Source organism: Larkinella harenae (assembly GCF_054780515.1).
Window position 1 is genome coordinate 540,720 of sequence record NZ_BAAGWE010000002.1, and the last position, 24,136, is coordinate 564,855.

The 24,136-nt window shown below is 51.4% G+C and carries 28 protein-coding genes; 12 read left to right on the forward strand and 16 right to left on the reverse strand.

The genetic code is table 11. The features are described 5' to 3' along the window. Positions 1-102 precede the first annotated feature (102 nt). From ACYVH9_RS13620 to ACYVH9_RS13635, 4 genes are read left to right on the forward strand one after another with little or no spacing between them, the layout of a single operon-like run. Entirely contained in the window at positions 103-1,389 is a 1,287-nt protein-coding gene (locus ACYVH9_RS13620; RefSeq protein ID WP_460636905.1) for a UDP-N-acetylmuramoyl-tripeptide--D-alanyl-D-alanine ligase, read from the forward strand. A 50-nt stretch (positions 1,390-1,439) separates the two neighbouring features. Beyond that, positions 1,440-2,096, forward strand: a complete 657-nt coding sequence (locus tag ACYVH9_RS13625; RefSeq protein WP_460636906.1) for an SGNH/GDSL hydrolase family protein — start codon at positions 1,440-1,442, stop codon at positions 2,094-2,096. A gap of 25 nt (positions 2,097-2,121) precedes the next feature. After that, entirely contained in the window at positions 2,122-3,126 is a 1,005-nt protein-coding gene (locus ACYVH9_RS13630; protein ID WP_460636907.1) for a bifunctional heptose 7-phosphate kinase/heptose 1-phosphate adenyltransferase, read from the forward strand. Between the two features lie 2 nt (positions 3,127-3,128). Then, positions 3,129-3,569 (forward strand): GNAT family N-acetyltransferase, encoded by a 441-nt coding sequence (locus ACYVH9_RS13635; protein WP_460636908.1) that lies wholly within the window; start codon positions 3,129-3,131, stop codon positions 3,567-3,569. A gap of 12 nt (positions 3,570-3,581) precedes the next feature. Here ACYVH9_RS13635 and ACYVH9_RS13640 read toward each other — a convergent pair whose 3' ends face one another. Both ACYVH9_RS13640 and hemE read right to left on the reverse strand, forming a co-directional pair. Beyond that, complete coding sequence (locus ACYVH9_RS13640) at positions 3,582-3,818, reverse strand: hypothetical protein (RefSeq protein WP_460636909.1); 237 nt, start codon at positions 3,816-3,818, stop codon at positions 3,582-3,584. Further along, the gene (hemE, locus tag ACYVH9_RS13645) at positions 3,815-4,849 is read right to left on the reverse strand and encodes a uroporphyrinogen decarboxylase (RefSeq protein ID WP_460636910.1); all 1,035 of its coding nucleotides are present in this window, start codon (positions 4,847-4,849) and stop codon (positions 3,815-3,817) included. The genes ACYVH9_RS13640 and hemE overlap by 4 nt, the downstream gene beginning before the upstream one ends. Positions 4,850-5,060: 211 nt before the next feature. Between hemE and ACYVH9_RS13650 the strand changes: the two genes are divergently transcribed. The 3 genes from ACYVH9_RS13650 (at position 5,061) to ACYVH9_RS13660 (ending at position 7,565) form a co-directional block, all read left to right on the forward strand. Continuing rightward, complete coding sequence (locus tag ACYVH9_RS13650; RefSeq protein WP_460636911.1) at positions 5,061-5,615, forward strand: TetR/AcrR family transcriptional regulator; 555 nt, start codon at positions 5,061-5,063, stop codon at positions 5,613-5,615. Between the two features lie 47 nt (positions 5,616-5,662). Next, the gene (fabF, locus tag ACYVH9_RS13655; RefSeq protein WP_460636912.1) at positions 5,663-6,904 is read left to right on the forward strand and encodes a beta-ketoacyl-ACP synthase II; all 1,242 of its coding nucleotides are present in this window, start codon (positions 5,663-5,665) and stop codon (positions 6,902-6,904) included. Between the two features lie 103 nt (positions 6,905-7,007). Then, the gene (locus ACYVH9_RS13660) at positions 7,008-7,565 is read left to right on the forward strand and encodes a hypothetical protein (RefSeq protein WP_460636913.1); all 558 of its coding nucleotides are present in this window, start codon (positions 7,008-7,010) and stop codon (positions 7,563-7,565) included. Here ACYVH9_RS13660 and lgt read toward each other — a convergent pair. The 7 genes from lgt to ACYVH9_RS13695 all read right to left on the reverse strand — a co-directional run bounded on the left by lgt (position 7,542) and on the right by ACYVH9_RS13695 (position 12,094). Then, positions 7,542-8,387: a prolipoprotein diacylglyceryl transferase gene (lgt, locus tag ACYVH9_RS13665; protein WP_460636914.1), complete on the reverse strand. Its 846-nt coding sequence runs from the start codon at positions 8,385-8,387 to the stop codon at positions 7,542-7,544. The two genes, ACYVH9_RS13660 and lgt, sit on opposite strands and share 24 nt — an antisense overlap. Positions 8,388-8,414: 27 nt before the next feature. Further along, positions 8,415-8,609, reverse strand: a complete 195-nt coding sequence (locus ACYVH9_RS13670; protein WP_460636915.1) for a hypothetical protein — start codon at positions 8,607-8,609, stop codon at positions 8,415-8,417. Next, positions 8,606-9,106 (reverse strand): RNA polymerase sigma factor, encoded by a 501-nt coding sequence (locus tag ACYVH9_RS13675; RefSeq protein WP_460636916.1) that lies wholly within the window; start codon positions 9,104-9,106, stop codon positions 8,606-8,608. The genes ACYVH9_RS13670 and ACYVH9_RS13675 overlap by 4 nt, the downstream gene beginning before the upstream one ends. Positions 9,107-9,201: 95 nt before the next feature. Continuing rightward, the gene (locus ACYVH9_RS13680) at positions 9,202-9,471 is read right to left on the reverse strand and encodes a DUF167 domain-containing protein (protein WP_460636917.1); all 270 of its coding nucleotides are present in this window, start codon (positions 9,469-9,471) and stop codon (positions 9,202-9,204) included. A gap of 3 nt (positions 9,472-9,474) precedes the next feature. Next, entirely contained in the window at positions 9,475-9,864 is a 390-nt protein-coding gene (locus ACYVH9_RS13685; RefSeq protein ID WP_460636918.1) for a tautomerase family protein, read from the reverse strand. Positions 9,865-9,916: 52 nt separating this feature from the next. Then, entirely contained in the window at positions 9,917-11,089 is a 1,173-nt protein-coding gene (locus ACYVH9_RS13690; RefSeq protein ID WP_460636919.1) for an AIR synthase related protein, read from the reverse strand. 36 nt (positions 11,090-11,125) lie between these two features. Continuing rightward, positions 11,126-12,094, reverse strand: a complete 969-nt coding sequence (locus ACYVH9_RS13695; protein ID WP_460636920.1) for a Kelch repeat-containing protein — start codon at positions 12,092-12,094, stop codon at positions 11,126-11,128. Between the two features lie 113 nt (positions 12,095-12,207). On the opposite strand from ACYVH9_RS13695, the gene ACYVH9_RS13700 reads away from it, so the two are divergent. Together ACYVH9_RS13700 and ACYVH9_RS13705 are read left to right on the forward strand one after the other, a co-directional pair. Beyond that, positions 12,208-13,068, forward strand: a complete 861-nt coding sequence (locus ACYVH9_RS13700; RefSeq protein WP_460636921.1) for a DUF481 domain-containing protein — start codon at positions 12,208-12,210, stop codon at positions 13,066-13,068. Positions 13,069-13,137: 69 nt separating this feature from the next. Next, complete coding sequence (locus tag ACYVH9_RS13705; protein ID WP_460636922.1) at positions 13,138-13,665, forward strand: PAS domain-containing protein; 528 nt, start codon at positions 13,138-13,140, stop codon at positions 13,663-13,665. Positions 13,666-13,735: 70 nt separating this feature from the next. On the opposite strand, the gene ACYVH9_RS13710 is transcribed toward ACYVH9_RS13705, so the two are convergent. Next, positions 13,736-15,262: an aldehyde dehydrogenase (NADP(+)) gene (locus ACYVH9_RS13710; RefSeq protein ID WP_460636923.1), complete on the reverse strand. Its 1,527-nt coding sequence runs from the start codon at positions 15,260-15,262 to the stop codon at positions 13,736-13,738. 4 nt (positions 15,263-15,266) lie between these two features. After that, the gene (locus ACYVH9_RS13715; RefSeq protein ID WP_460636924.1) at positions 15,267-16,106 is read right to left on the reverse strand and encodes a fumarylacetoacetate hydrolase family protein; all 840 of its coding nucleotides are present in this window, start codon (positions 16,104-16,106) and stop codon (positions 15,267-15,269) included. A 198-nt stretch (positions 16,107-16,304) separates the two neighbouring features. On the opposite strand from ACYVH9_RS13715, the gene recO reads away from it, so the two are divergent. Beyond that, entirely contained in the window at positions 16,305-16,997 is a 693-nt protein-coding gene (recO, locus tag ACYVH9_RS13720; RefSeq protein WP_460636925.1) for a DNA repair protein RecO, read from the forward strand. A gap of 37 nt (positions 16,998-17,034) precedes the next feature. On the opposite strand, the gene lptB is transcribed toward recO, so the two are convergent. The 5 genes from lptB to mazG all read right to left on the reverse strand — a co-directional run bounded on the left by lptB (position 17,035) and on the right by mazG (position 22,890). Next, positions 17,035-17,766 carry an LPS export ABC transporter ATP-binding protein gene (gene lptB / locus ACYVH9_RS13725; RefSeq protein ID WP_460636926.1) on the reverse strand — a complete coding sequence of 244 codons (732 nt, stop codon included), beginning with the start codon at positions 17,764-17,766 and terminating at the stop codon, positions 17,035-17,037. Continuing rightward, positions 17,763-19,535 (reverse strand): single-stranded-DNA-specific exonuclease RecJ, encoded by a 1,773-nt coding sequence (gene recJ, locus ACYVH9_RS13730; RefSeq protein WP_460636927.1) that lies wholly within the window; start codon positions 19,533-19,535, stop codon positions 17,763-17,765. The genes lptB and recJ overlap by 4 nt, the downstream gene beginning before the upstream one ends. A gap of 107 nt (positions 19,536-19,642) precedes the next feature. After that, positions 19,643-20,737 carry a choice-of-anchor J domain-containing protein gene (locus ACYVH9_RS13735; protein ID WP_460636928.1) on the reverse strand — a complete coding sequence of 365 codons (1,095 nt, stop codon included), beginning with the start codon at positions 20,735-20,737 and terminating at the stop codon, positions 19,643-19,645. Positions 20,738-20,776: 39 nt separating this feature from the next. Continuing rightward, positions 20,777-21,928 carry a T9SS type A sorting domain-containing protein gene (locus tag ACYVH9_RS13740; RefSeq protein ID WP_460636929.1) on the reverse strand — a complete coding sequence of 384 codons (1,152 nt, stop codon included), beginning with the start codon at positions 21,926-21,928 and terminating at the stop codon, positions 20,777-20,779. 110 nt (positions 21,929-22,038) lie between these two features. Beyond that, entirely contained in the window at positions 22,039-22,890 is an 852-nt protein-coding gene (gene mazG, locus ACYVH9_RS13745; protein WP_460636930.1) for a nucleoside triphosphate pyrophosphohydrolase, read from the reverse strand. A 168-nt stretch (positions 22,891-23,058) separates the two neighbouring features. Between mazG and ACYVH9_RS13750 the strand changes: the two genes are divergently transcribed. Both ACYVH9_RS13750 and ACYVH9_RS13755 read left to right on the forward strand, forming a co-directional pair. Then, positions 23,059-23,724: a DUF1361 domain-containing protein gene (locus ACYVH9_RS13750; RefSeq protein WP_460636931.1), complete on the forward strand. Its 666-nt coding sequence runs from the start codon at positions 23,059-23,061 to the stop codon at positions 23,722-23,724. Further along, positions 23,708-24,082: a diacylglycerol kinase family protein gene (locus tag ACYVH9_RS13755; RefSeq protein ID WP_460636932.1), complete on the forward strand. Its 375-nt coding sequence runs from the start codon at positions 23,708-23,710 to the stop codon at positions 24,080-24,082. The genes ACYVH9_RS13750 and ACYVH9_RS13755 overlap by 17 nt, the downstream gene beginning before the upstream one ends. The last annotated feature ends 54 nt before the right edge of the window (positions 24,083-24,136 follow it).

Sequence of the window (24,136 nt, forward strand, 5' to 3'; positions counted from 1 at the left end):
TTGGCGCATTAACCGTATGGCAGCAAGTGCCCAAAATGAGGAGGACGTACGGTTAATGCATAACGAATAGATTCACAACGTTGGTTTACTTCCTGCCGGAAAATGGTTATTTCCCTTCCTGAATTATACGACCGCTACCGCGAATGCGCGGGCGTCTCGACTGATACCCGCAAAATTACAGAAGGCTGTCTGTATGTCGCGCTCAAGGGCGATAAGTTCGATGGTAATTTATTTGCCAACGATGCGCTGGAAAAAGGAGCCCGCTACGCCATTGTAGACAATCCGGACCTGGCAACGGACAGCCGTTATCTGGTGGTCGACGACGGTTTGACGGCCTTGCAGGAATTGGCCCGCTACCACCGCAATCGGCTGAAAATCCCCATTATTGGCCTGACGGGTTCTAATGGAAAAACCACCACCAAAGAACTAATTCTCAACGTCTTATCAAAAAAACACCGCACCTACGCGACCCTCGGAAACCTCAACAACCACATTGGCGTTCCGCTGACACTGCTGGCCATTGACGAAAGCTACGAGATGGCAGTGGTAGAAATGGGCGCGAACCACCAGGGCGAAATCCGGCAGCTGTGCTCCATTGCCCAACCCACGCACGGTTTGATTACGAATGTGGGCAAGGCTCACCTTGAAGGGTTCGGCGGCATTGAAGGCGTCCGGAAGGGCAAGGGAGAACTGTTCGATTTCCTGGCCGAAACTGGCGGAACGGTTTTTGTCAATGCCCAGAGTGAGGTGTTGATGGCGATGCAACAAGAACACTTATTCCGCGAAGCGATTTTTTACCAACTGACCGATCAATACGAGATCATTGCCGACAACCCAGTCATCGTTTTTAAAGACGAAGCCGGGCAGGTTGTGACAACGCATCTGGCGGGTCAATACAATTTTGACAACATTGCAGCGGCCCTCAGCGTCGGTAAGTTTTTTGGGGTTCCGGCCGCAGATGCCAACGAAGCCGTGGCCGCTTACAACCCGACCAACAACCGCTCGCAGGTCGTTCGGAAAGGCACTAATATCCTGCTCATGGACGCCTATAATGCCAACCCCAGTTCAATGGCCGCGGCCCTCCGCAACTTCATGAAGCTGGAAGCGTCCCAAAAAGTGGTGATTCTGGGTGATATGTACGAACTCGGTGCCGAAAGCCCCGCCGAACATGCCGCCCTTGGCGAGTTGATTGCGGAGGGGAAGTTCGACACCGTTATTCTGGCCGGGCAGGATATGCGCTACGCCCTGGCGGCACTACCGAAAGCGTATTATTTCCCGGACAAATTTTCGCTGCACAACTGGATTATGGATCACCCGTTTGAAAACACGGCAATTCTCATCAAGGGCTCCCGCGGCATGGGTCTGGAGTCGGTTGTTCAGTTCCTATAGCCCTGCTCTATTCTATGCAGTTTATTCAGCCCTACACGACCCTATTCCGTATGAAATCGCTTTCCGTTGCGTTCTTCCTGGTGTTTGCCGTTCAGTTGGTCACTTTCGCCCAGCAACCCGTTCCATTTGAAAAAGAGATCGTCGCTTTTGAGCAGGAGGACCAAACGACGCCCCCGCCCAAAAATTCCATTCTGTTCACCGGCAGCTCCTCCATTAAGTTATGGGCAAGCCTCAAATCGGATTTTCCGAACAAAGTGGTGCTCAACCGTGGGTTTGGCGGTTCGAAACTTCCCGATGTCATTCATTTTGCCGACCGGGCCATCATTCCTTACAAACCAAAGCAGATCATTATTTACGTCGGCGAAAATGACGTAGCCAGTGGCAATGTAACGGCACAGGAAGTTCACGACCGCTTTGTGACGCTGTTCACGAAAATTCGCAAATCGTTGCCTAAAACCCCGATTGTGTTCATTTCGCTGAAACCCAGCCCGTCACGCCGGAAGTTCCTGCCGATTACCATCGAAGCCAATCGGCTGATTAAGGAATACCTGGCGAAACAATCCCGGGCCGAATACCTCGATATTTATACGCCGATGCTTGATGCCAATGGGCAGATCAAAGGCGAATTGTTCCGGGCCGACAGCCTGCATATGAACCCCAAGGGGTATGCAATCTGGACCGAAAAACTCAAACCGTTGTTAAAGTAACGGTTTTATAAAACACACGTTAATGATGACCCAACCGGTCAATAATTCATCGATCGAAGAAGTTTTTGAAGCGTTTCAATCGCTCCGCGTACTCATTATTGGCGACGTTATGCTCGACTCCTACGTCTGGGGGCGCGTCGACCGGATTTCGCCCGAAGCGCCCGTGCCAGTCGTTACCGTTCAACGGCGGGAGCTGCGATTGGGTGGAGCGGGCAATGTGATTCTGAACGTCCAGGCGATGGGTGCCGAAGCCATCATCTGCTCGGTGATCGGAACCGACGAGCCGGGCGACCGGCTGATTGGCCAGCTAACCGAACGCGGACTGAATTGCGACGGATTGATTCGCAGCAACACCCGGATTACGACCATCAAGGAGCGCATCATGGCGGGTTCTCAGCAAGTGGTGCGGGTGGATACCGAAACTGATAAATACATTACCGAAACCGAACGGAACCTCCTGATTGATAAAGCGAAACTGCTCATTCCGACCTGCCAGGTGGTTATTTTTCAGGACTACGATAAGGGCGTACTGAGTTCGGAAGCGATTACCGAGATTACGGCTTTTGCGAATGAACGGGGTGTTCCGACGGTGGTTGACCCTAAAAAACGGAATTTTCTGGCCTACCGTCACACCACACTTTTCAAACCCAACCTCAAAGAGTTGAAGGAAGGTTTAAAAATTGACTTCGATGTTTCGCGGGCTGACGAACTTCAGAATGCCATCGACCAATTAAAAACCCAGCTGAGCATTCAGGGTGCGCTAATCACGCTGTCCGAACGGGGAGTTTTCATCGATTTTCGGGGCGAAAAACACCGTTGCCCAGCCCACGTCCGGCAGATCTCGGATGTGTCAGGTGCGGGCGATACCGTCATCAGCGTAGCCGCCTGCTGCGTAGCGCTCGGTTTGCCGCCCCAGTTCATTGCCGGTTTATCGAATCTGGCGGGCGGTTTGGTGTGTGAATCCCTCGGGGTGGTTCCGATCGATAAAGTGCGACTGAAAGCGGAAGCCGTTGAGAAAAATTTACTATAAAAATGGAAGTTCAACAAGACAACTTTAGCATCTCCACCGATCCGGCACGGTTGCAACTCGATGTTATTCACGATTTTCTGACCAACCGGTCTTATTGGGCAACGGGCATCAGCCGGGAAACGCTGCAAAAACAGATCGAGAATTCCACCCTGAACTTTGGCCTGTACGACGACGAGAAGCAAATTGGATACGCCCAGGTACTGACCAATTTCACCTCCTTTGCTTACCTCGGCAATGTGTTCGTGCTGGAAGAATACCGCGGGCAGGGCCTGTCGAAGTGGCTCATGGCCACCGTCATGAACCACCCCGAACTGCAGGTAATCCGGCGCTGGCTACTGGCCACACGCGATGCCCACGGTCTCTACAAGCAATACGGTTTTACGGAGTTGGAGCAACCGGAAACCATGATGGAGAAATTCAACGACAACGCCATTCGCCAGTAAGCGAGCCGTTGATTATTCCGCCCGTTTCCGGATTTCCTTGATAAAATCGTCGGTGTAGGCTTTTCCCCGGTTGTTGTGGTGCCGCCAGACCACTTTGTAGTTGGCGATGACCGCAACCGGCTGTATTTCCTTGCTTTTGAGCCCTTCTTCCATAAACTGAATGGCTTCTTCCGGCGCATCAAAATACGCGATTTCTGCTTCCGTATGCCGGTTGAAAATAGCTTCTACTTTTTTGTCCGAACGGCTCATGCGGAGTATTCTTTAACGGTTTCGATAAAATACCGTACTTTTTGCGGGTCCGTGTCGGGGTAAACGCCGTGGCCCAGGTTAGCAATATACCGCTGCGTTCCGAAGGCTTGCAGCATCTTCTTCACCTCACTTTTGATCTGCTCATAATTAGCGTATAATACACAGGGGTCCAGGTTACCCTGCAACGTTTTATTCGGAATCAACTGCCGTGATTCAGCAGCGTCCATGTTCCAATCCAGCCCTACAACCGAGCAGTTCAGCTGACCAATCTCCTGCCGGGCAAAAAACGCACCCTTCGCAAAAACCGTCACCGGCACCCCCGTCTCTGCCGCAACCGCATCGCAAATCTGTTGGATGTACGGCAAGGAAAACGTTCGGTATTGATCGGGCGACAGGATACCGGCCCAGGAATCGAAAATCTGCACCAGATCGGCCCCAGCCCGCACCTGCGCTTTCAGGTATTGAATCGTGCTGTCCGTTATTCTCTGAAGCAATGTATGCGAAAATGCCGGATCGGCGTAGAGTAGCTTCTTGGCCACGGAAAAGGTTTTGGAACCTTTGCCTTCGGTCATGTAGCAGAAAATCGTGAACGGTGCCCCGGCAAAACCAATCAGTGGGACCCGGTTATTTAATTCTTTTTTTACGATCCGGATGGCTTCCAGTACGTACGCCAGATCACTTTCGGCATCGGCAACTTTGATGCGCTTCAGTTCCTGCGCATTCCGAACGGTTTGCGGAAAAACCGGTCCGCGCTGCTCAACCATTTCGTACGGCAACCCCATCGCTTCGGGCACCACCAGAATATCCGAAAAAATAATAGCGGCATCAACACCCAGAATATCAACAGGTTGAATAGTCACTTCGGCCGCCAGCTCCGGTGTAGTAGCCAACTTGATAAAACTACCGGCCTTTTCACGGACCGCCCGGTATTCAGCCAGAATCCGGCCCGCTTGCCGCATCAACCAAATCGGAACCCGTTCCACGTTTTCGCCACGGGCTGCCCGCAGCAACAGATCATTTTGTAAAGTCATGCTGCAAAGATAATAGGTCAGAACTCGGATTACACAGATTTAAGGATTAACTAAGATGGCTACCACAGTCATTATTTTTTGATTGATTTCTTCGAATGATGTGGTGCATACGCATTACCTCCTGTTAGTCTTTTAATCCGTATAATGTCAGCTCAGCAATTTTACCAAACAAACGTTTGGTAAAACCATGTTGGGTTGTTAGATTTGTGCCATGCCAATTCAGAAAGTTACACGGGATGAAATTCTGCAAAAAGCCATGCTGCTTTTCAAACGGCAGGGATACCACCGGACCACGATGGATGATCTGGCGCGGGCGTGTGGGTTGCTAAAAGGCAGTTTTTACCATTATTTCAGCAGCAAGGAAGTTCTGATGAAAGAAGTGCTCTGGTACGCCAATGATGTCAACCAGCAGCATGTTTTTTCGGTTGCCTTCAACGAAACCATGCCCCCAAAACAGCGACTGGAACAATTGCTGGATAGCCTGTTCAACGGAATCAGGCGGTCGGAAGGCGGCTGCCTGATGGGTAATACCGTGCTGGAAACGGCTTTGATAACGGAGGAATTCAAGGAACCGCTGCGTGTTCATTTCAACAACGCGACGGCTGCGCTGGCGCATATTTACCAGACTCACCATTCCAAACAAAAGGCGGAACAACTCGCCCAGCAGGCCGCGGCCGAAATCCAGGGGTCGCTGCTGCTGGTTAAGTTATTCGGCAATGAGCAATTGCTGACCGATTGCCGTAACCGGGCCGTCGAGCGATTGTAAGACTTATTTTATCTATACATAACGACGGCTCAAAACCGTCTTACCCCATGAAAAGAGTTGTCGTAACGGGATTGGGCGCTCTGACGCCAATTGGAAATACCGTAGAAGAATACTGGAACGGTCTTGTGCAGGGCCGCAGCGGTGCCGCGCTGATCACCAAATTCGAAACCACCCACTTTAAAACCAAGTTTGCCTGCGAAGTAAAAGGGTTCGATCCGCTCCAGTTTTTTGACAAAAAAGAAGCCCGCAAAATGGACGAATACAGCCAGTATGCGCTCGTGGTGGCCGACGAAGCCGTGAAGGATGCAGGCTTGGTGAGTGACCACGTTGATCCCAATCGCGTGGGCGTCATCTGGGCGTCAGGCATCGGCGGGATGTACAGTTTTCAGGAAGAAGTGATTGCCTACGGTGCCGGTGGCCGCAATCCGCGCTTCAATCCGTTCTTCATCACGAAGATGATTGCCAACATGGCTTCTGGCCTGATTTCGATCCGGTACGGTTTTCGGGGCGTCAATTTTGCACCCGTTTCGGCCTGTGCTTCGGCCACGCACGCGCTGATCGATGCGTTCAATTACATCCGGCTGGGCAAAGCCGAAGCCATTATCGCCGGCGGTTCCGAAGCCGTGGTGACGGAAGTAGCCGTGGGCGGTTTCAACGCCATGAAAGCCTTGTCGGAACGCAACGATGACCCGGCGAGCGCTTCCCGTCCGTTTGACGCCGACCGCGACGGTTTTGTGCTGGGTGAAGGTGCTGCCGCTATCGTACTGGAAGAATACGAACACGCCAAAGCCCGGGGGGCTAAAATTTACGCCGAATTGGTTGGTACAGGCGCAACGGCAGACGCCTACCACATGACGGCCACTCACCCCGAAGGCCTGGGCGCTACGCTAGCCATGACCGAAGCCCTGCGCGAAGCCAATTTGAAACCGGAGGAAGTAGACTACCTGAATGTTCACGCAACGTCTACCCCCATCGGCGACCTCAGTGAATCACAGGCCATTCAGAAGATTTTTGGCGAAAGCCCCGAACGACTGAACCTGAGTGCTACCAAGTCGATGACGGGCCATTTGCTCGGAGCTGCCGGAGCCATCGAAGCAGTGGCCGGGATTCTGGCGATCCAGCACAATACCATTCCGCCGACGATTAACCTGCAAAACCGCGACGAACGCATCAGCCCCAACCTGAATCTGACGCCGAATGTAGCCGTACACAAACCGGTCAATGTGGTCATGAGCAACACCTTCGGTTTTGGCGGACACAACGCGATTGTGGCGTTTCAGCGGGTGTAATCAATGAAATGATATGACCTGCCAGGTTTTGAAAACCTGGCAGGTCTATTTCCACATATCCTACTATTTCCTAATTTCGGTAAAATTTGGAAATACATAGGAAATGCCCGCACTCGACAAAGACCTCAAGAAGGAGATTTTAAAGTTACCGTCAAACGAAAAAGACAAGCTGCTTCTCCGGCTTGTGGCCAAAGATAAGAACCTGGTGGAGCGGCTGCATTTCGTGCTCATCGAGGGAGAAACCACAACCGAAGAACGGCGGCATGAACTGAAAGAGAAGATTGCCGCAACCGCTAATGGGCAATACAACCATCCCGACGGCTGGTTACTGAAAGCATTGCGTTCGCTGAGCTCAGCGATTACCCACCACGTCAAGATTACGAAAGATAAGTATGGGGAGGTGGAGCTGAATCTGTATGTCCTGACGGCCTTTTTCACTATGCAGCCGAGCCATTTTGCGTACCTGAATCACCATAACCAACACGTGTGCGCCTTTGTCGCCAAAAAAGCGGACTCGATTTTGAAGAAACTTCAGAAGATTGATCCTGACTACTACATCGAATTTGAAACCGATGTCAACCAGGCACTGGACTTTATTCACACCCACGGGCCGGGGCTTTACGCCCGGCAGCTCAGTTTAGCAAGGCAATGGAAACCGTAAGGCGCGCCCTTTTCGGCTGCTCACCCAAATCAACAGACCAACCAGCACAACGGGAAGGCTCAAGATTTGACCCATATTCAACAACATGGCTGCTTCGAAACCTTCCTGATTGGTTTTCAGAAATTCTACCAGAAACCGAAAACTGAAGAGCAAAACCAGAAACGGTCCGGTATTAAAACCGTCGGCCCGGTGGTGTCGTTTGTATTTCCACCCATAAAATGTAAGGCCGAACAGAAAGAGGTAAAAAAGCGCTTCGTACAGCTGGGTCGGATGCCGGGGAACAAGCGGCAGCAGGGCCGGATCGGTTTCGCGCACAAACACAAAACCCCAGGGCAGGGATGTCGGCTGACCGTAAATCTCGGAATTGAGCAGGTTGCCCAGCCGAATAAGCGCCCCGCTCAAAGCCCCCACCACGGCGATCCGATCCGTAATCCACAAGAAAGGCTGATCGCTCCGCTTGCGACTGTAGACATACAAAGCCACCAAAATCCCAATCGTTGCCCCGTGGCTGGCCAGTCCCCGGAAAGGCAGGCTGAACATCGAAACAGCCCAAGCACTGGGTGATGCCAACAGCAACTCCCACTCATAGAAGAGGTAATGCCCCAGCCGGGCTCCCAAAACCGTGGCCAGCACAACATACAACGTCAGGGTTTCCACCTCAGAAATCGGTTTCTGATCCTGACGATACAAGTAGATCATCAATTGCTGACCGATCAGAAAGCCCGCAGCAAAGAGTAAACCATACCATGTAATCGGCAACGTAAATCCGAAAATATCCAGCGTTGTAATTTGGGACGCTACATCCCAACGAATAAAAGCCAATCCGTGTGTATGCAAAAAAACCATTGATTAACAGCCGGATGTAATGCCAAGCAGTAGAAATCCCACACAAAAATTAAGAACCATATGCTGGTACGGTTTATACCAGGGCGTCCGCAGGGCAGTATTTTCAAGCAAACCAAACAGCTCGCCTTCGCTCCACTGCGCCTGCTCCCCTATCTTGTCTTTGTATGCGTTCCACAGCGGTTTCAGTTCGTCGTTCATAGCAGTTCTTTCTTGATTAGCTTTCCGAGCCGGACTTTAATCCGACCAATTTTGGTACTTACGTTGGTCCGGCTGAGACCCGTCAGAAGAGCCATTTCCTCGTAACTTCGCTCTTCCAGATACAGCACAATTAGCGCTTTATCGATATCAGAGAGCTGGTTGATGGCCCGGTACAATTCCTGCGTAGCCGCTTCCTGATCGTCTGTCGGCTCCTGAATTTGCAACAGTTGTTCCGAGAACGACTCATTTGGAGGGCGTGATTTTTCGGTGCGAATGCGGGCAAAAACCGTATTGAGGGCGACGCGATATAGCCAGGTACTGGCCTTCGACTGGTGTTTAAAGGAAGGGTACGATTTCCAGAGTTGCAGCACGATCTCCTGAAAAAGATCTTTCCGGTCTTCGGGTAGTGGATAATACAGACTGCAAAGGCTGTGCAGCAGCTTCTGGTGAAGCATGATCAGCTGGACAAATTCCTTTTGTAACGGTTCCCTGTTCACGGACGAAGACAACGAATGAATTCAAGGACATTAGTTGCGAACAGCCAAGAAAAGTCACAGTAACCAGACGTTTTTTTGTCGTTTTGCGGAAAATCTTATTTGAATCCTTCCAAACCTGACAAAATTCGTGCGACGGCTTCTTCGTCCGCGTTGATCTTCAGCTTTTTGTGCGGATTCGTAAAACCAGAAACAAGCTCAATCGACGATTTAGGAATGCCGAACTGCCGTGCCAGGTAATCGACCAGGTAGAGGTTGGCTTTTCCGTCCTGGGCCGGGGCTTTTATCTTGGCATTCAACTGACCCGCAGCATCGTACAGCAGCTTGTCAACCTTACTGCCAGGTTTGACTTTGATATGCAACACCATCGCTTACACCTTAATTGGGTACGTCAGCCCTACCTCGTCGCCGGGTTTGCCCCGAAAGCCCCAGTTATGGGCGGGGCTTTCCAGAATGCAGATTTCAATGTCATTGACCGACAAGCCAATCTGCTGACTAATACGCTCGAACAGCAGGTTGATCAGCTTTTTCTTCGTCTCAACGGTCCGTCCTTCAATCATCATCAATTCAATGATTACATAGTCTTCCGAACGACCTTCGGGCATGAAGAAATCGTCCGGCTCGAGGTAAAAAAACCGGTGGGCACGTTTGTTTGGTGGAAATTGCAGCGCTTCAACCACGCACGCTTGAATCACATCCGACAACTGGTTCCGAATCACCCGCAACGGCTCCTGAAGGCCGTAAATCTTGACCTGACTCATTTTGTGGACAAGAAAAGCTAGAAATTAGAGAAAGACGGGCTGTTTTTCGGACTTAGTATACAAAGGTGCCTACGTCGCTTTGGACAGTCACCCGCTTGCCTTCGAACGCTTCGACGTGCCCAATCACGCGGCCTTCGATCCCAAACTGGGCCGCAATATCGATAACTCGGTGAGCGTGCTCTTCGGCCAGGTATATCTCCAGCCGGTGCCCCATGTTAAACACTTTGTACATCTCCTGCCAGGTCGTCCCGCTTTCCTTCTGAATCAGCTCGAACAGGGGTGGAACCGGAAACATATTATCCTTGACAACATGCAGATTATCAATAAAATGCAACACCTTCGTCTGGGCACCTCCGCTGCAATGCACCATGCCATGCACCTGCGAACGCAACTCATCCAGCAGCACTTTGGCCACAGGCGCGTAGGTTCGGGTGGGCGAGAGAATCAACTGCCCAACGTTTAAACCCGTTCCTGCCACCGGCTCCGTCAACTGTCGGGAGCCGCTGTAAACCAGGCTACTATCCACGGCAGGATCGAAGCTTTCGGCGTATTTATCCGCCAGATAATGGGCCAGAACGTCATGCCGGGCGGAGGTCAACCCGTTGCTACCCATCCCGCCGTTGTATGTTTTCTCGTAGGTGGCCTGCCCAAACGATGCCAGCCCAACCACCACATCCCCGGCCTGAATCCGGTCGTTGCTCACCACGTCGGACCGGCGCATCCGGGCGATCACCGTGCTGTCGACAATGATCGTCCGGACCAGATCACCCACGTCGGCGGTTTCGCCCCCGGTGCTGGCAATGTCGACACCGTGCTGCCGCAGCATGTCCAGCACTTCCTCCGTTCCGTCGATGATTTCGGCAATCACCTCGCCCGGAATCAGGTTTTTGTTGCGTCCAATAGTCGACGACAGCAGCATTGGTCCCACTGAGCCCACACAAATCAGGTCATCGGTATTCATCACCACGGCATCCTGCGCTATACCCCGCCAAACCGACAGATCACCGGTTTCTTTCCAGTACAGGTACGCCAGCGACGACTTGGTTCCGGCGCCGTCAGCGTGCATGATGGTGCAATAATCCGGATCACCGGCCAGCGCGTCCGGCACTATTTTACAGAAAGCCTTGGGAAACAGCCCCTTGTCCAGCTTCGCAATGGCTTTGTGGACATCTTCTTTAGACGCCGAAACTCCCCGCTGCGCGTATCGATCAGTTGGTTGACTCATAGTTGTACTCCCAGCCACTTTTGTTGCCAGGTTATTTTATTTCAAAACTTCAACACTATTCAATTCGGGGCCTCCACCGTGGTTAGCCGATCCGGCCAGAATGTAAATGCTATTTTTGTAAACGACGGCCTGCGTACCGTGGCGGCCTTCTCGCAATTTAGGGCCCGAGGTCCAGCGGTTGGTTTTGGGGTCCAGTACTTCAGCTTCGCTATGCGATTTCAGCTGTTCGCTTTCTCCGCCAATGATCCACACTTTATTATCTTTCGTCACCGCCGTATTGCCAGCCCGCAGGGTTGGCAGGTTGCCCGACGAAGGGAGCGTTTCCCACGTACCGGTTTTGAAATCATACACGTCCACTTCCGGCAGGGTGGTATCAATCACATGACCGGTTTTGGCCGACGACCGGCGACCGCCCGCCAGGTACAGTTTATTGCCAACAACGGCCGCATTGATGTGATCGCGGGAACGGGGTGCATCGGCCAGTTGCTTCCAGGTATTGGTTTTCGGATCGTATTCGTCCAGACGCGAAACGTGCCCGTCGTAATGTCCATCAATGATTCCGCAAACCATGTAAATTTTGTCGTTATACACCACAACCCCCGCCGACCCGCGCAGTTGGGGCTTCGGAATCTCCGGCCCTTTGCGCCAGTTACCGGTTTTTGGGCTGTAAATATAAATATTCGGGATCGGGGTTTCGTGCGGAAAAGCTCCTTGAAAAGCCCCCATCACGTAGATTTCGCCCTTGTAGGTAACCGCCTGAAAATGATTCATCTCCACCGGTGGCGCTGGCAGTCGTTTCCACATCAGGGTTTTCAGATTCAGCGCATCCAGCGGTCGCGTGCCCCGGCCACCGATGGCGTAGAGGCTATCCCCAACCAGTGCGGCCGCGTTTTCGTGGCGTTTTTCACATTCGCCCTGGGTCGCAACCGTTTCCCACGCCTGAGCCATTCCCCACGAATGGCAGCAGAAAGTCAGAACCGAACAGATCAGTAGTTTCTTATTCATCATACGGTATACGGTTAAAAACTTCTGAAGGCAACTGAATCATTTTGGTAACAATTGTAGGTCAAATGTACGGCATCGGGCGTTATTGACAAGAAACCATTTTATTTTTGCCTATGATCTACGCAAAAATCAGTTTTATTTTTTGTCTTTTTTTATCACTCAACGGTATTTGTCAAACGGTTCCAACCGCCCCAGCGGATACGTCAAAAACCGTAACGCCCGCAGATTCAGCGGCTGCAACCGATTCGACCGCCCGCATTAAAAAAGAAGAAGAAGCCAAAGCCGCGCCCGTACCAGCCAGTGACCCATCGGGTTTACATTATAAGTTAACCGCCGACGGCACGATTACGGCCGGAAACGTAGACCGTGCGTTGATTCAGGTGGGGGGCGCGTTCGACTGGGCGGTGAGTAAACTTTTTCGGTTCGCCAGTAACCCCACGTTTGCGTACGGACGCCAAAATCAGCAACTCAATGAGCGGGAATTTACGGCGGACTTCCGAGCCAGTTACCTCCAGGAACGCCGGTTTTATTACCTCGCTTTCGGTGCTACCGAAATCAGCAACCTGCGCAAAATCCGAAACCGGCTCACTGGTGGAGCGGGAGTTGGTTACAAAATCCTCAGTCGAAAAAACGCTTTCCTGTCCGTCACCAACGTGCTGCTTTATGAGTATACGGATTTCATTACCAATACCGCCGAGGTGCCGGACATCAACGTGCTGCGGAATTCGACCCGCCTGTTCGGCGAATACCAGTGGGACGATGGGCGGTATTCGGTATCCCATACCACTTTTTTTCAACCGGCGCTCAACCAGCCCAACCTCCGCTGGAACGGCAATTTCTCCTTTCAGATGCGGCTGACGGCCCTGATCAGTGTGCGGACAATGATCCAGAACTCGTATGAAAGTGTGGTGGCTGTGGGACGAAAAAACAACGATCTTCGGTGGACAACCGGTGTCGTTCTGGAAGTGAAGTAATGTATTTTGCTGTTTTGAAAACAATTTACCTTTTTTAAGGTCTGTTAAAAAACACCATTGACCTGCCCCATGCTGACCGATCAATCGTACGCCGAATACATCAAACATAGCCAGGTTACGAATCGCCCGTTGCCGGCGGCTTCGCTTGAGTTCTTTTTACTCGACCGGGCCCAACAGCGACAGCATCGGCGTGAAGTGCAACAATTATCACAGCTGGCTACAGAATTTGGTTGGCGGCTCGTGCGCGATTACGAGAAGTCGCTGAATGACGGTTATACGCTCGTGGTGGCGAACCTGTCCCGGTCGATTTTGTGGGTAAGTCACCGTTTTTTTTCCATGACGGGCTATAAAGCGCAGGAGGTTATTGGGCAAACGCCCCTTTTTCTGCAAGGGCCCGCTACGGACCCGGCGCGTCTGCGGCAGCTCTCCGAAGAACTGAGTCAGGTCCGCAGCCAACACCGAACCAGCCCAATTCACCAACAGTTGATTAATTACCGGAAAGATGGCGCTACTTACCTTTGCGACATTGAAATTGATCCCATCTGGAATACACAGGATGAACTGACGCATTTTATTGCGCTGGAACGGGAAATCTGAAGCTCTAATTTTGGCCGGTGGCATTGTTTCGCAGCGTTAAGCAGAGACACTTAACGCTGCGAAGGAATTTTTACTTCTTCCACTCCCCATCGATCAGCCGGTAAATTCCCAGGGGGTTATCGGCTTTCAAGGCGTCGGGTAAGAGTTCATTCGGGAAGTTCTGGTAACAAACCGGACGCGCAAACCGCCGAATGGCATTCGTCCCTACAGACGTAGAACGGACGTCGGTCGTTGCCGGGAAAGGCCCACCGTGGGTCATGGCGTGGCTTACTTCCACCCCCGTCGGAAAACCGTTGATGAGCACGCGACCCACTTTTTGCTCCAGAATTTCGAGCAAATCAGCATATTCCAGCAGTTCTTCGGGGGTGCCGTAAACTGTGGCTGTCAAATGCCCTTCCAAGCCATTCGCCACTGCCAGCATTTCTTCTTTGGTATCAGCCGTCACCATCAGGCTACTTGGCCCAAACACCTCTTCGGTCAGCTCCGGATGTTCCAGCAATACATCGGCCGTTGTCGATAAGAGCGTCGGGTGGCCACACGCGTAGCTTTCAACCGACGAATCGGATTTGCTGGCAATCAAAACCCTCGAAACCGAGTTTAGTTTTTCAATACCGCTCGTATAGGCCTGGTAAATGCCTTTGGTCAGCATTGGCGTCGGTTTGGTCTGCGACATGGCCAGACGAGCCTGGCTGATGAACGCATCGCCCCCATCCGACTGTTTGACGATGGCCAGACCCGGATTGGTGCAAAATTGCCCAACCCCCAGCGTCACCGAATCGACATACGCTTTAGCCAGATCCAGCCCTTTCTGTTTCATAATGGCGGGCAGAAAAAACACGGGGTTGGTGCTGCCCATCTCGGCATAAACCGGAATCGGTTCCGGGCGACGAACGGCAGCATCGTAAATGGCTTTTCCGCCCCGGAATGAGCCCGTAAAACCAATGGCTTTGATCGCCGGATGTTCTACAATGGCCATGCCAACGGCTACGCCGGTACCCTGAACCATTTGAAAAACGCCTTCCGGCAGGTCGCTGGCTTCCACGGCCTTCCGAATGGCTTTGCCAACCAGATCCGAGGTGCCGGGGTGCGCCGGATGCGCCTTGACGACCACCGAACAACCAGCGGCCAGGGCCGAGGCCGTATCACCACCCGCAACCGAAAACGCCAGCGGGAAGTTGCTCGCCCCGAAAATACCGACGGGTCCCAGCGGAATTAGCATTTGTCGCAAATCAGGACGCGGCAACGGTTGCCGATCCGGCAGCGCTGGATCAATACGGGCATCAACCCAGGAGCCTTCGCGGAGGTATTGCGCAAAGAGCCGCAACTGGTTCGTTGTCCGCCCCCGTTCACCGGTCAGACGGGCCAGCGGCAGGGCGGTTTCCAGGTTGGCCCGTTCAAGCAATTCGTCGCCTAACGCCATGATTTCGTCGGCAATACGCTCCAGAAACAACGCTTTGGCTTCGCCGGAGAGCTTCCGATAAACGGGAAAGGCTTCGGCGGCCTTTCGGCAGGCCTGATCAACTTCTTCGGTGGTCGATTCTTCAAATACACCGGCCAGTTCTTCGCCGGAGGCTGGATTGATGGCTTTAAAACTCATGGTTCTAGTTTTGTACGGTATTTACTAACGTACCGATTCCTTCAATTGAAATATGTACTTCGTCACCGACAGTCAGCGTAAAATCATCGCCGGGTACAATACCAGTGCCGGTCATTAAATAACAGCCGTGCGGGAAAGTAGTTTCGCGAAACAGGAAAGAAACCAGTTCATCGTGCTTCCGTTTCATGCGATTGATGGAAATTCTTTCGTTGAACACCGCCTGCCCGTCGCGCCGGATTTCAAGCCGAATTTCGGTATCGGGCGAGATCGGTTCACCTGGTATATACAGGCACGGGCCGATGCCAGCCGCACCATCGTACGTTTTCGCCTGAGGAAGATACAGCGGGTTTTCGCCTTCGATACTCCGCGAACTCATGTCGTTACCGACGGTATAGCCCACTATTTTCCCGTTGGAGGTGATGAACAGCGTCAATTCCGGCTCCGGCACGTTCCAGGTCGAATCCTTCCGAATCCGGACAGCTCCGCCTGATCCCACGGCGCGGGCCGCCGTCGATTTAAAGAACAATTCGGGCCGTTCTGCATCGTAAACGCGTTCGTAGAAATCTCCGCCCCCGGCATCTTTTGATTCTTCCATGCGAGCATTGCGGCTCCGCAGGTATGTCACCCCCGACGCCCAGATTTCCTGCTGGCTAATGGGCGGCAACAACTGATTTTCCGTCCAGGTACGGTATTCATCGGAGGCCGCCGTTGATGGAACCTCTTGCTGGAGAAATGTAAATAGATCGTCCTGATTGACCAAATAATCCCAGTCATCGCTCGGAGCGCGGTGAAAACGGTTTTCGTGTTCAACAACGATGCCCTGGCGGGTACGGTATAGTTTCATAGGTATTGAGTTGAGGATGCTATAAAGACCGCAAAAATGGACATTTTTACGCAGGATTTTACCACTCTTTGCCTTGAAAATCGCGTAAAATCCGTTAAATTAGGAAGCTGTTGATCGCTGTCGAAATCCATACTGCCTTTTTATAGTACAGTTTCCGATCGCTTTCATACTAGCCGATTCAGATTTTTTACTGAAAAAATGCTTCATAAAACCCGGGGAATCGTTCTGAGTTATTTTCGTTACCGCGAAACGTCGATCATCGTTCGCGTTTACACCGAAGAGTTTGGACTGCAAAGTTATCTGGTCAACGGCGTGCGGTCGGCCAAAAGCAAAACCAACCGGATTGCTTTTTTCCAACCCTTAACCTTGCTGGACATGGTTGTTTATTATAAACCGGAAAAAGACCTGCACCGGCTTTCAGAAGTCAAAATCAATTACCCGTTTCAGCACATTCCGTTCGATATTGCCAAGTCCAGCATGGCGCTTTTTGTCAGCGAAATGTTGACCAAAACGTTGAAAGAAGAAGCCAGCAACCCCACTCTTTATCATTTTCTGGAGGAGAGTGTTCGGTACCTGGAGGAAGCGGGAACCGATTACGAAAACTTCCACATTGCGTTTTTACTGAAATTCGCTTCTTTTCTGGGCTTCGGTCCGGCCAACGCCCGTGAGTTTGAAGGACAGCTACAGGAGCAGAAATACCCTTTTCTGCCCGACGAACATACGGAAAAAGCCCTGAACAGCTTCCTGCGCCACCGGCTGGGTGCGCCCGTTAAAATTACTAGGCAGACGCGCGCCGAGCTCCTTGACGCGCTGGTAGCGTTTTACCAGATCCACATTGATAGCCTGGGAGAAATCAAGTCGCTGGCGGTGTTGCGGGAGGTGTTGAGCTAAGATGGCGATTCGCGAACCCGACTGCGAAATGCCAGGCTTAAATTTTCCGTTTCAGCTCAAAATGTTGTCCTAAATATACGCGCCGAACCTGCTCGTCATTCGCCAGATCTTCGGCGGTTCCCTGCTTCAGGATTTTTCCTTCGAACAGCAGATACGCCCGGTCGGTGATCGAGAGTGTTTCGTTTACATTGTGGTCCGTGATCAGAATACCGATGTTTTTGTGTTTGAGTTGGGCCACGATCCCCTGAATGTCTTCCACGGCAATCGGGTCAACCCCGGCAAACGGTTCGTCCAGCAAAATAAACTTCGGGTCAACGGCCAGACTGCGGGCGATCTCGGTCCGCCGACGTTCTCCCCCCGATAACACTTTACCCTTGTTTTTGCGAACGTGCGTCAGGCTAAATTCTTCAAGCAACTGCTCGACTTTCTCCTTCTGCTCCTGCCGCGACATGTCGGTCATTTCCAACACCGCCAGTACGTTTTCTTCCACCGTCAAATCCCGAAATACCGATGCTTCCTGAGCCAGATACCCGACGCCCAACCGAGCGCGCTTGTACATTGGCAAATCAGTAACATCCTGGTTATCAATATAAACCTTACCACTATTGGGCTTAATCAATCCCACCGCCATGTAAAAGGAAGTGGTTTTACCGGCTCCGTTGGGGCCCAGCAATCCGACAATCTCACCTTGTTCGACCTGGTAGGAAACGTGGTCGTTGACCAGCCGGGAACCGTATTTTTTAACTAAATTTTCCGTGCGAAGAATCATGTTGTTTTTGCCGTCGGCTTTCGGCCCGTGGAGCCCATCACACCCTCACCGACCGCTGCCTTTATGTCTTTCAAATGTAACTGCAACGATTTATTCCCGTTATAATTATTTTCTTCGATCTGGTAACAAATTGCAAATGGTTGATCACGCCGGAGAAAAAGAGCGTGGTGCGCCATATTGAAACCAATTGCCGTAAATCGTTGATACGATCCGGACTGTTGTACGGTTATTTTCAGGTGTTTTTCCTTCATGATGTACGGTTCGCCAACCAGGAATACCTCATTGGTCGAGAAAACCGGTGCCATGTTCTGCGGCCCGAACGGAGACATTTGCCGCAGCACGTTATAGAATTTCTGATCGATGGCATCCAGATCAAGCTCCATGTCGATTTCAATCATCGGAATGAGCTGTTCCTCCTGAATACGCCGGGCCACCACTTCTTCAAACTTTTGCTGAAAGGCCTTGATATTTTCCAGCCTCAGCGTCAAACCGGCGGCAAAGGTGTGTCCACCAAATTGCTCGAGCAAATCAGCGCATTCCTCAATGGCCTCGTACACATCGAAACCCGGTACTGACCGCGCCGATCCAGCCGCCCGGTTATGCGATTCGGTTAGGATGATGGTGGGGCGGTGGTATTTTTCAATGCACCGCGACGCCACAATTCCGATGACACCTTTGTGCCATGTATTGTTGAAAAGAACCGTACTCTTCGCGTTCAGCAACCATTCGTCACCCTGAATCATGGCCAGCGCCTGTTCAGTAATGCTGGTGTCATATTGCCGACGGCTGTTGTTGTGTTCGTTAATTTCAAACGCAAAGTCGGTGGCCTCTTCCTCCGTTTGAGCCAGTAGCAACTGCACAGCTGCTTTGGCGTGTTTGATCCGGCCCGCAGCATTGATGCGCGGCCCCAGCCCAAACACCACATTGGTAATGTCCAGAGCCGAACTGAAGCCCGCTATTTTGATGAGAGCCTGCACCCCAAAACCCGGTGACGAATTTATTTTTTTCAGGCCGTAATAGGCCAGCACCCGGTTTTCGCCCGTAATCGGGACAATATCCGAAGCAATACTGATTGCGAGTAAATCCAGGTAATTATACAATCGCTCCAGTGGAATGTCACGGAACAAACACAGCGCCTGTAACAGCTTGAAGCCAACTCCGCAGCCTGTCAAATCCTTGCAGGGATACCCACAATCCTGCCGCTTCGGGTCAAGAACGGCCACAGCGGGTGGGATTTCAGCGCCGGGCCGATGGTGATCACAGATGATAAATTCAATGCCTTTTTCCCAGGCTTCCTCAACGCGATCAATGGATTTGATTCCGCAGTCGAGACTAACGATGAGTGAAAAACCGTTCGCTGCCGCCCATTCAATGCCTTGGGCAGAAATACCGTACCCTTCTTTATACCGATCCGGAATGTAATAATCCAGGTTGGCATAAATCGTCTTCATAAAACCGTAAAACAAGGCTACCGAAGTAGTTCCGTCCACGTCATAATCACCATAAATCAGAATTTTTTCTCCTCTGACCATGGCCATTTGCAGCCGTTGCACGGCCTTTTCCATGTCTTTCATCAGAAAAGGATCGTGCAGGTGCTGAAGTTCAGGGCGAAAATAGGTTCGGGCCTGGTCAAAACTATATACCCCCCGTTGCACGAGCAGCATGGCCATGAACGGGTTTACTTTCAGATCACGGGTCAGGTTTTCAACAGCCAGTAACTCCTCAGGTGACTCCGGAATCGGCCGGTATATCCAGCGTTTCTCACTCATACTGCAAAATAAAAAAGAAAAAGATAGTACGAAAAAGAAAACCTGTAAGACCGGGCCAGTTGATCGTCCCAATCTTGCAGGTTTAGCTACAAATCGCCGAAAAAGCTTTATCGAACCACCACTTGAATGACATGTCGCAACGTGTGCTGGCCCACGCTGATCAGATAACATCCCGGCTGTAAAGGAATGGCCGGTCGGATCAGCCAGTCGTTATTGGTTTGCTCCGTCACTTGAAACGAAATGTTCTGCCCCGTCAGGGTCATCAACCGCAAACTGGCCGGAATTAGACCAGCCGCCTTCAGCCGAATCTCGCGGCCAGAACCCGGGTTTTCGTACACAATAACCTTCGATTCAGAGCGATTGACGGCAATTGTTTTGAAAAGCTGCGATGTCCCGTCCTGATCCACCTGCCGAAGCCGGTAATAACTGATCCCCGGATATGGCTCACCATCGACAAAGGTATATGCCTGTTTATCAGCAGTCTTGCCTACCGCATCAATGCGTCCAATGCGGGTAAATACCTCGGCATCCGGGCTGCGTTCAACCACAAAATAACTAGCTCCCAACTCCCAAACAGTTTCCCAATTGAGTCGGTTTCCACTGGACTCCGCCGTTCCGCGAAAATAAGCAAACTCAACTGGCAACGCACTGTTGTAGCTCACCGTAAAATCGTCGATGCGAAAGGAAGTGGAACAGGCCGAACCCGCCGGGGGCGTATACCGAAAGCGGAACAGCAAGCTGGTCTGGTTTTCGGCGGCTGCCGGTAAGGCAAATACAGAAAGCGCCCAATTGGTCGTGGCCACACTGGAAACATCGGACGAAATGTTTGTCCAGGTGGTTCCTCCGTCGGTACTAAACTCAAATCGAACGACCTGAGGACCAAACCCGTTGGTTTTTCGACGGCCAAATCCAACCATCAGATTGGTCCGTCCTGCGGTGCTGATAGCGGGCGAGGTTACGGTATGTTCCGTATTGCCTCCGCATTCGCCAAAAGACAGATTGTTACCACCCGATGCAGCAATGGGCGTTGCATACCCCGTGCTGGCCGATGTCGCATTGACGGCAAACGCCGTTGTATTGCTAACCGTCCAGCCATCCAATCCGGATGTGAAATTTTGTGAATAAATAGTCTGCGCCAGCGCCGACTGAAGCACTAGAAATAGCAGCGGAGTGAAACGAAGCACGCGTAAAAAATGGCCCATCCTGGAAGAGTTTTTAGGATAAATGATTGTACAAACACTTTATTTAACTACTAATCGAACGGTTTTCCGATCAAGCGTGTGGAGCAGGTAGATACCCGGCGATAACGGAACAACGGGCACCAGTATTACCTGACCTGCATCGGTTTCCCGGATTCGAAAATCAAGGGCACGCCCGTTTAAATCCGTTAACCGCAAAGACGCCGGTTTTCCGTCATTAAACTGTATATGGATAGTTCTACCATCGGAAGGATTCGGATAAACCAGCAGATCTGGAAGTTGCAGATCACGCCGAACGGCAATGACTTTTGAATGATTTTTGGAACCATCCTTATCCACCTGCTGCAATCGGTAGTAATTCGTCATGCGGTGCGCCCGGTCATCCACGAACGCATACGAGTGAGGGCGGGTTGCGTCGCCGACAGCCTTGATCCGCCCAATCGGGGTAAAGTTTTCAACATCCAGACTATGCTCAACCGTAAAGTAATCGGCATTACGTTCAAACGTTGTTTCCCAGGCCAACTGAATAACACTGCCAACGGGTTTAGCCCGGAAATAAGAAATTCCTACCGGCAAGACCACACCCGACCATTCCATATGCCCAATCGTAAAACCCTGCCCGTTTGGAATGGGGCCCGCTAAATGCCCATTACCAAATACAATAACGACGGTTTTCACCTGGGTTGGAAAGCGAACTTTATCAACATTTGATGCATCCGTTGATGTAGCCAAAATTTCGTTGCCATTGACACTGTACCCAACTCCCGGCGGGATGACCGGCATCACCGTATTGCCGAATTCATCCGTGGCCAGGATCGTTATCTTGTCCTGATAATTATGATCAGTATTAGGGAATATATTGTACTGAAGGGCATTCAATGAAAATTCTAGCCCCGTGACAGGATCACTAAAGGTGAAGCTATAGTGCTGCGTTTCGCTTGAGGTAGCAAATTTGATATTGGGTGTATACAAACCCGTTCCGGCCCGGCGGGGTGCCAGATTAGAGAATTTTCCAGGACCACTGACGCTAACATCTACATTCACGGCAGGCGTGCCTATTCCGGTATATGAATGGGACGTAGCCCCGTCTGGATACAAAGGAGCCGTTGTATTGAAATTCAGATCCTGGGCAACAGAAATCGTTACATTCAGCCCGAATAGCGCCCCGAAAAAAAGTAAAAAGCGGTTTTTCATGGTACAGGGGGATACAATATCTATTTACCTCCCCTGTAGACGTAAGATGTCGCTGAAAGTCATCCCTGGTTAAAAAAATAACCAGCTTATCAACATTGAGCACCAATAATTTACGTAAACTGTTTGGCCTCCTGCCAGTATACTTCCATTTCGTCCAGTGTCATATCTTTCAACTGGCGTCCCTGATTACGGGCTTGCTCTTCCAGGTACTGAAAACGCCTAATGAACTTTTTATTCGTGCGTTCCAGGGCCGTTTCGGGGTTGATATCGATAAAACGAGCGTAATTGACCAACGAGAACAACACATCCCCAAATTCCTTTTCGGCCCGTTCCGAGTCAATGACTGCATCGGTTTCCGCATTGAACTCGGCTTTAAATTCCTGCATTTCCTCCTCCACTTTCTCCCAAACCTGCTGTTTTTCTTCCCAGTCGAAACCGGCGCCCCGCGCTTTTTCCTGAATCCGCATAGCCTTTACCAATGCCGGCAACGACCCCGGAACCCCACCCAGTACCGACTTGTTGCCTTCTTTCAGTTTCAGCTGCTCCCAGTTCTGTTTCACTTTTTCTTCCGTATCCGCCACCACAGTTTGCCCGTCGGCATCGCCGTAAATATGCGGATGACGCGCAATCAGCTTGTCACAAACGCCATTGAGCACGTCGGCAATGTCGAAAGCGGACCCCAATTGGGGCTCCGAAGCAATTCGGGCGTAAAAAACCAGGTGCAGCATCACATCGCCCAATTCTTTGCGAATTTCGGCTAAGTCCTTTTCCAGAATGGCATCAGACAGCTCGTAGGTCTCTTCGATGGTCAGATGGCGCAGGCTGTCCATCGTCTGCCTGCGGTCCCAGGGGCATTGCTCGCGTAGTTCATCCATGATCGTCAGCAAACGGTCAAACGCCATTAATTGATCCTGCCGCCGGGCGGGCATTGTTTCCAGTCGTTGATTCAGGTTGGTATTCATCTGCTTTTTTTACAAAGGTACACCTTTCAGCATTGGCAAAAAGCATTGCACTGCGGTGACATTTACGCTATCTGCCCCAACTTACCAGCCAACGTAAATATTTTTGTTCGTTCGCTTGATCGGGACCGTTCTAGTACACTACTTTGTAAACCAAAGTTCTTTTATACCATGCTCAACAAGTTACGCGCCGTTTATCGCTCCGGAGAAGGTTTACGAATGTTGATTCTGTTGTCGATCATGAGCATAGCAATGGTTGTGGTTCGTCTGAATCCCTGGTTTTTCAAGATGCTGACCTGGAATTTATTCCTGGCCTGGATTCCCCTTATCGTTACTCTTTTCCTGCGTGAAGGGCTGGAAAACCGCCAGCTACCTCGCTGGGTATTATGGCCGGGTCTTGCCCTCTGGTTGTTGTTTCTGCCCAATTCGCCGTACATTATTACCGATTTATTTCATGTTCGGCACGTTGAGGAAGAAACCGTCTGGTTTGACACCATGATGATTTTTATGTGTGCCCTGACGGGGCTGCTGGCGGGGCTGTATTCACAATTGCTGGTTCACCGCATGCTGAATCACCGACTGGGTACCCTGAAGACCTGGGCCGTCATGATCGGTTGCCTTCTGCTGACCAGTTTTGGAATTTACCTGGGGCGGTTTATCCGGCTGAATAGCTGGGACTTGTTCACGAATCCATTGGATTTAGCCCAGATCATTCGTCAAAACCTCTTCAACCCGTTTGCATTGAAACTCACACTTTCGTATACTTTTGCGCTGGTGACGCTTTATGTGGGTTTTACGCAGTACGTTCAACGCCAGACGCATGAGTCGTTGGATTGATATTCAAAAAAATTTACGGAGTTTTCGGTATGCGATAGAGGGGATTTTTGCCCTGTTTCGATTCGAAAACAACGCAAAAATTCATTTACTGGCGGCCATTGCCGTTGTCATTGCCGGCTTTTGCTTTCGGCTGGACCGGATTGAATGGGCGCTGATCCTGACGCAGGTCGCCCTGGTGTGGGCCGCCGAAGCCTTCAACACCGCCATCGAGAAGCTGGCCGATGTTGTTTCGCCGGAACGACACCCGCAGATTAAGGCCGTAAAAGACCTGGCGGCTGGTGCCGTGCTGCTGGTGGTACTCCTGGCCGTCGTTGTTGGTAGCATTATTTTTGGTACTAAATTGATCGAAATGATATAAAGGGGAATGGATAAATGGAGAAAGGGCTGCCCACGGTCCCTCCTCCTTTTCTCC

What these genes read in the sequence shown, in the direction of transcription:
- ACYVH9_RS13640 (WP_460636909.1), bottom strand. Translation starts at nt 3,818, where the DNA reads ATGAGCCGTTCGGACAAAAAAGTAGAAGCTATTTTCAACCGGCATACG.
- ACYVH9_RS13660 (WP_460636913.1), top strand. Translation starts at nt 7,008, where the DNA reads ATGCCCGCACTCGACAAAGACCTCAAGAAGGAGATTTTAAAGTTACCG.
- lptB (WP_460636926.1), bottom strand. Translation starts at nt 17,766, where the DNA reads ATGATTCTTCGCACGGAAAATTTAGTTAAAAAATACGGTTCCCGGCTG.
- ACYVH9_RS13695 (WP_460636920.1), bottom strand. Translation starts at nt 12,094, where the DNA reads ATGAATAAGAAACTACTGATCTGTTCGGTTCTGACTTTCTGCTGCCAT.
- ACYVH9_RS13650 (WP_460636911.1), top strand. Translation starts at nt 5,061, where the DNA reads ATGCCAATTCAGAAAGTTACACGGGATGAAATTCTGCAAAAAGCCATG.
- ACYVH9_RS13670 (WP_460636915.1), bottom strand. Translation starts at nt 8,609, where the DNA reads ATGAACGACGAACTGAAACCGCTGTGGAACGCATACAAAGACAAGATA.
- ACYVH9_RS13755 (WP_460636932.1), top strand. Translation starts at nt 23,708, where the DNA reads ATGAGTCGTTGGATTGATATTCAAAAAAATTTACGGAGTTTTCGGTAT.
- ACYVH9_RS13630 (WP_460636907.1), top strand. Translation starts at nt 2,122, where the DNA reads ATGACCCAACCGGTCAATAATTCATCGATCGAAGAAGTTTTTGAAGCG.
- ACYVH9_RS13710 (WP_460636923.1), bottom strand. Translation starts at nt 15,262, where the DNA reads ATGAGTTTTAAAGCCATCAATCCAGCCTCCGGCGAAGAACTGGCCGGT.
- ACYVH9_RS13715 (WP_460636924.1), bottom strand. Translation starts at nt 16,106, where the DNA reads ATGAAACTATACCGTACCCGCCAGGGCATCGTTGTTGAACACGAAAAC.
- ACYVH9_RS13740 (WP_460636929.1), bottom strand. Translation starts at nt 21,928, where the DNA reads ATGAAAAACCGCTTTTTACTTTTTTTCGGGGCGCTATTCGGGCTGAAT.
- ACYVH9_RS13680 (WP_460636917.1), bottom strand. Translation starts at nt 9,471, where the DNA reads ATGGTGTTGCATATCAAAGTCAAACCTGGCAGTAAGGTTGACAAGCTG.
- ACYVH9_RS13705 (WP_460636922.1), top strand. Translation starts at nt 13,138, where the DNA reads ATGCTGACCGATCAATCGTACGCCGAATACATCAAACATAGCCAGGTT.
- ACYVH9_RS13620 (WP_460636905.1), top strand. Translation starts at nt 103, where the DNA reads ATGGTTATTTCCCTTCCTGAATTATACGACCGCTACCGCGAATGCGCG.
- hemE (WP_460636910.1), bottom strand. Translation starts at nt 4,849, where the DNA reads ATGACTTTACAAAATGATCTGTTGCTGCGGGCAGCCCGTGGCGAAAAC.
- fabF (WP_460636912.1), top strand. Translation starts at nt 5,663, where the DNA reads ATGAAAAGAGTTGTCGTAACGGGATTGGGCGCTCTGACGCCAATTGGA.
- ACYVH9_RS13625 (WP_460636906.1), top strand. Translation starts at nt 1,440, where the DNA reads ATGAAATCGCTTTCCGTTGCGTTCTTCCTGGTGTTTGCCGTTCAGTTG.
- ACYVH9_RS13735 (WP_460636928.1), bottom strand. Translation starts at nt 20,737, where the DNA reads ATGGGCCATTTTTTACGCGTGCTTCGTTTCACTCCGCTGCTATTTCTA.
- mazG (WP_460636930.1), bottom strand. Translation starts at nt 22,890, where the DNA reads ATGAATACCAACCTGAATCAACGACTGGAAACAATGCCCGCCCGGCGG.
- recJ (WP_460636927.1), bottom strand. Translation starts at nt 19,535, where the DNA reads ATGAGTGAGAAACGCTGGATATACCGGCCGATTCCGGAGTCACCTGAG.
- ACYVH9_RS13690 (WP_460636919.1), bottom strand. Translation starts at nt 11,089, where the DNA reads ATGAGTCAACCAACTGATCGATACGCGCAGCGGGGAGTTTCGGCGTCT.
- ACYVH9_RS13685 (WP_460636918.1), bottom strand. Translation starts at nt 9,864, where the DNA reads ATGAGTCAGGTCAAGATTTACGGCCTTCAGGAGCCGTTGCGGGTGATT.
- ACYVH9_RS13750 (WP_460636931.1), top strand. Translation starts at nt 23,059, where the DNA reads ATGCTCAACAAGTTACGCGCCGTTTATCGCTCCGGAGAAGGTTTACGA.
- ACYVH9_RS13635 (WP_460636908.1), top strand. Translation starts at nt 3,129, where the DNA reads ATGGAAGTTCAACAAGACAACTTTAGCATCTCCACCGATCCGGCACGG.
- recO (WP_460636925.1), top strand. Translation starts at nt 16,305, where the DNA reads ATGCTTCATAAAACCCGGGGAATCGTTCTGAGTTATTTTCGTTACCGC.
- ACYVH9_RS13700 (WP_460636921.1), top strand. Translation starts at nt 12,208, where the DNA reads ATGATCTACGCAAAAATCAGTTTTATTTTTTGTCTTTTTTTATCACTC.